This window comes from Pseudomonas sp. NPDC088885 (assembly GCF_044750025.1).
GTDB classification, from domain to species: Bacteria; Pseudomonadota; Gammaproteobacteria; order Pseudomonadales; family Pseudomonadaceae; genus Aquipseudomonas; species Aquipseudomonas rustica.
Genome location: NZ_JBIVJB010000192.1, coordinates 1 through 3,620 on the forward strand (window position 1 = coordinate 1; position 3,620 = coordinate 3,620).

Consider the following 3,620-nt stretch of genomic DNA (forward strand, 5'->3'; position numbering starts at 1 on the left):
GCTGGCTACGGCGTTGGCATGGGTAAAGATCACACCCTCTTCGCGAAAATCGAAGGCGTGATCAAGTTTGAAGTAAAGGGCGCGTTCAACCGCCGTTACGTGAGCGTTGTCGCAGCTTAATTGCGCAATCGCTGGAAAAGCCCTGTCTCGCGACGGGGCTTTTTCGTTTGTGGGGTGAGTCTCTTGCAAAACTGTTTGTATGGGCTGTCGGCGTGCGATGCAGGTCGTGTTTTGGGGTCGCTGCGCTCATTTTTGCAAGAGTCTTATGTCTTGATTGTTTTTCGGCTCGTCCGTACGGCGAGAGGCGTTGGTTATGAAGTTTGTTGATGAAGTATCGATTCGCGTAAAGGCTGGTGACGGTGGCAACGGTGCCATGAGTTTCCGTCGGGAAAAATTCATCGAAAACGGTGGCCCGAACGGTGGTGATGGCGGTGACGGCGGTTCCATCTACATGATGGCTGACGAAAACCTCAACACCCTGGTCGACTACCGTTACACCCGGCACTTCGATGCCGAGCGCGGTTCCAACGGTGGCAGCACTGACTGCACCGGCAAGAAGGGCGAAGACCTGATCCTGCGTGTGCCGGTCGGCACCACGGTGATCGACTCCGCCACTCAGGAAGTCATCGGCGACCTGACCAAGGCTGGTCAGAAGTTGATGGTTGTGCAGGGCGGCTGGCACGGTCTGGGCAACACCCGTTTCAAATCCAGTACCAACCGTGCGCCGCGTCAAACCACGCCGGGTAAGCCGGGTGAGCAGCGCGACCTGAAACTGGAAATGAAAGTATTGGCCGACGTTGGCCTGCTGGGCTTGCCGAACGCCGGTAAAAGTACCTTTATCCGTTCGGTGTCGGCGGCCAAGCCGAAAGTTGCCGACTACCCGTTCACCACGCTGGTACCAAACCTCGGTGTGGTCAGCGTCGATCGCTGGAAGAGCTTCGTTGTTGCGGACATTCCGGGTCTGATCGAAGGCGCTTCTGATGGTGCCGGTCTGGGTATTCGCTTCCTCAAGCACTTGGCGCGTACGCGTCTGCTGCTGCACCTCGTCGACATGGCGCCGCTGGATGACGCCAGCGCTCCGGACGCGGCAGAAGTGATCGTCAACGAGCTGATCAAGTTCAGCCCGTCCCTGGCCGAGCGTGATCGCTGGCTGGTGCTGAACAAGTGCGACCAGATCCTTGAAGAAGAGCACGAAGAGCGCGTCAAGGAGATCGTTGATCGTCTGGAATGGACTGGCCCGGTTTACGTGATTTCGGCTATCGCCAAGATCGGTACTGAGCGTCTGTGCCACGACATCATGCGTTACATGGAAGATCGTGCCGATCGCCTTGCTGCCGATCCGGCTTACAAGGAAGAGCTGGCCGACCTCGATCAACGCATCGAAGACGAAGCCCGCGCCCAGTTGCAGGCGCTGGACGACAAGCGTGCCCTGCGCCGCAGCGGCGTGAAGTCGGTTCACGACATCGGCGACGATGATTGGGACGAAGAAGATGTAGATGACGAAGACGGTCCGGAAATCATTTACGTGCGTGACTGATCCGTTGCGATAAACTTGAACGCCGCTCAATCGAGCGGCGTTTTAGTATCTGGAAATCGATCGTTGGTAAGGCATAGCCACGAATAACGTCACGGGCGGCGCTGGGTCGCGCTGCCCTCAAGCTAAGGTTGAAGATGATGCGGAGCAAGGTGACAGGTGCGCAGCGTTGGGTCGTGAAGATCGGCAGCGCTTTGCTGACAGCAGATGGCAAAGGGCTGGATCGCGCGGCTATGAGTGTCTGGGTTGAGCAAATGGTGGCGCTGCATGAAGCGGGCGTCGAGCTGGTGCTGGTGTCCTCCGGGGCAGTGGCGGCAGGTATGAGCCGTTTGGGCTGGACCGCGCGACCCAGCGCGATGCACGAGCTCCAGGCGGCCGCCGCTATCGGTCAGATGGGTTTGGTGCAGGCGTGGGAATCAAGCTTCGCCGAGCATGGCCGGCACACGGCGCAAATTCTCCTGACTCACGACGACTTGTCCGACCGCAAGCGCTACCTCAATGCCCGTAGCACCTTGCGCGCGCTGGTCGAGCTGAAAGTCATTCCGGTGATCAACGAAAATGACACCGTGGTGACTGACGAAATCCGTTTTGGCGACAACGACACGCTGGCGGCGCTGGTGGCCAACCTGGTCGAAGCGGATCTGCTGGTGATCCTTACCGATCGCGACGGCATGTTCGACGCCGATCCGCGCAACAATCCGGATGCGCAACTGATTTACGAAGCGCGCGCCGATGATCCTTCTCTCGATGCGGTCGCCGGCGGTACCGGTGGTGCGTTGGGGCGTGGCGGCATGCAGACCAAGCTGCGCGCGGCGCGTCTGGCGGCGCGTTCCGGTGCACACACGATCATTGTTGGTGGGCGTCTCGAGCGCGTGCTTGATCGCCTGAAAGCGGGCGAGCGCATCGGCACCTTGCTGTCGCCTGAGCGCGGCATGCTCGCGGCGCGTAAACAGTGGCTAGCCGGCCATCTGCAAACGCGCGGCACGCTGGTGCTGGACGATGGTGCGGTGTCGGCGTTGTCCAAAGGCAACAAAAGCCTGCTGCCGGTCGGCGTGAAACTGGTGCAGGGTAGCTTCCGTCGCGGTGAGATGGTGGTGTGCGTGGCGCCGGACGGTCGTGAGATCGCTCGTGGCCTCGCCAACTACAGCGCGCTGGAAGCACAAAAAATCATCGGTCAGTCGTCAGATGCGATTGTCGGTTTGCTCGGTTACATGGCGGAGCCAGAACTGGTTCACCGTGACAACCTGATCCTGGTGTAAGGAAAACTCGATGCGTTTAGCAAAAGGATTGTTGGGCCTGCTGATGGCGATGCCATTGCTGGCCTCGGCCGAGGAAATCGGTCAGGTGTCGACAGTGTTCAAATTCGTCGGCCCGAACGACCGGATTGTGGTCGAAGCGTTTGATGATCCGAAGGTCGAAGGCGTGACCTGCTACCTGTCGCGCGCCAAGACTGGCGGGGTGAAGGGCGGTTTGGGTCTGGCTGAAGATCGCGCAGAAGCGTCGATCGCCTGTCGTCAGGTGGGGCCGATCAAGTTCAACGGCGATCTGAAGGATGGCGATGAGGTGTTCAAGGAGCGCACATCGCTGGTGTTCAAGACCATGCAGGTGGTGCGTTTCCTCGACAAGAAGCGCAATACGCTGGTGTACCTGGTCTATAGCGATCGCTTGATCGAAGGCAGCCCGCAGAATGCCGTGACGGCGATCCCGATCTTGCCATGGGTGCCCGTCCAGCAATAACTCCGCAGATACCAATGTGGGAGCGAGCCTGCTCGCGAAGAGGTCGTGTCAGTCGATAGAGCTATCAACTGGCAGATCGCATTCGCGAGCAGGCTCGCTCCCACTTTTTTTGCGCTGGATTTGTTAAATCACAGGCAATAAAAAACCGACCCTAAGGTCGGTTTTTTAATGACTACGTCGATTAAGCAGCTTCTTTCAGCGCTTTAACGTGGCCATTCAGACGGCTCTTATGACGAGCAGCCTTGTTCTTGTGGATGATGCCTTTATCGGCCATACGGTCGATAACTGGCACAGCCAGAACGTATGCAGCTTGAGCTTTTTCAGCGTCTTTTGCGTCAATGGCTTTAAC

General features: G+C 58.4%; 5 protein-coding genes. 4 read left to right on the top strand and 1 reads right to left on the bottom strand.

Going from position 1 to position 3,620, the window contains the following annotated elements; translation table 11 throughout:
- The 4 genes from ACIP1X_RS28200 to ACIP1X_RS28215 form a co-directional block, all read left to right on the top strand.
- Window positions 1-120: 50S ribosomal protein L27 (locus ACIP1X_RS28200; protein ID WP_400755903.1), on the top strand; the 120-nt coding region annotated here is incomplete at its 5' end.
- A gap of 193 nt (window positions 121-313) precedes the next feature.
- The gene (gene cgtA / locus ACIP1X_RS28205; RefSeq protein ID WP_053123980.1) at window positions 314-1,537 is read left to right on the top strand and encodes an Obg family GTPase CgtA; all 1,224 of its coding nucleotides are present in this window, start codon (window positions 314-316) and stop codon (window positions 1,535-1,537) included.
- Window positions 1,538-1,674: 137 nt separating this feature from the next.
- Entirely contained in the window at window positions 1,675-2,793 is a 1,119-nt protein-coding gene (gene proB, locus ACIP1X_RS28210; protein WP_053123978.1) for a glutamate 5-kinase, read from the top strand.
- Between the two features lie 10 nt (window positions 2,794-2,803).
- On the top strand, window positions 2,804-3,271 hold the full coding sequence (locus tag ACIP1X_RS28215; protein ID WP_053123976.1) for a CreA family protein: 468 nt from the start codon (window positions 2,804-2,806) through the stop codon (window positions 3,269-3,271).
- A gap of 181 nt (window positions 3,272-3,452) precedes the next feature.
- On the opposite strand, the gene rpsT is transcribed toward ACIP1X_RS28215, so the two are convergent.
- Window positions 3,453-3,620 (bottom strand): 30S ribosomal protein S20 (rpsT, locus tag ACIP1X_RS28220; protein WP_400755904.1); only part of this gene is annotated, 168 nt, incomplete at its 5' end.

Excerpts from the sequence above, each read along its gene's own strand:
- cgtA (WP_053123980.1), top strand. The coding sequence starts at position 314 with ATGAAGTTTGTTGATGAAGTATCGATTCGCGTAAAGGCTGGTGACGGT.
- proB (WP_053123978.1), top strand. The coding sequence starts at position 1,675 with ATGCGGAGCAAGGTGACAGGTGCGCAGCGTTGGGTCGTGAAGATCGGC.
- ACIP1X_RS28215 (WP_053123976.1), top strand. The coding sequence starts at position 2,804 with ATGCGTTTAGCAAAAGGATTGTTGGGCCTGCTGATGGCGATGCCATTG.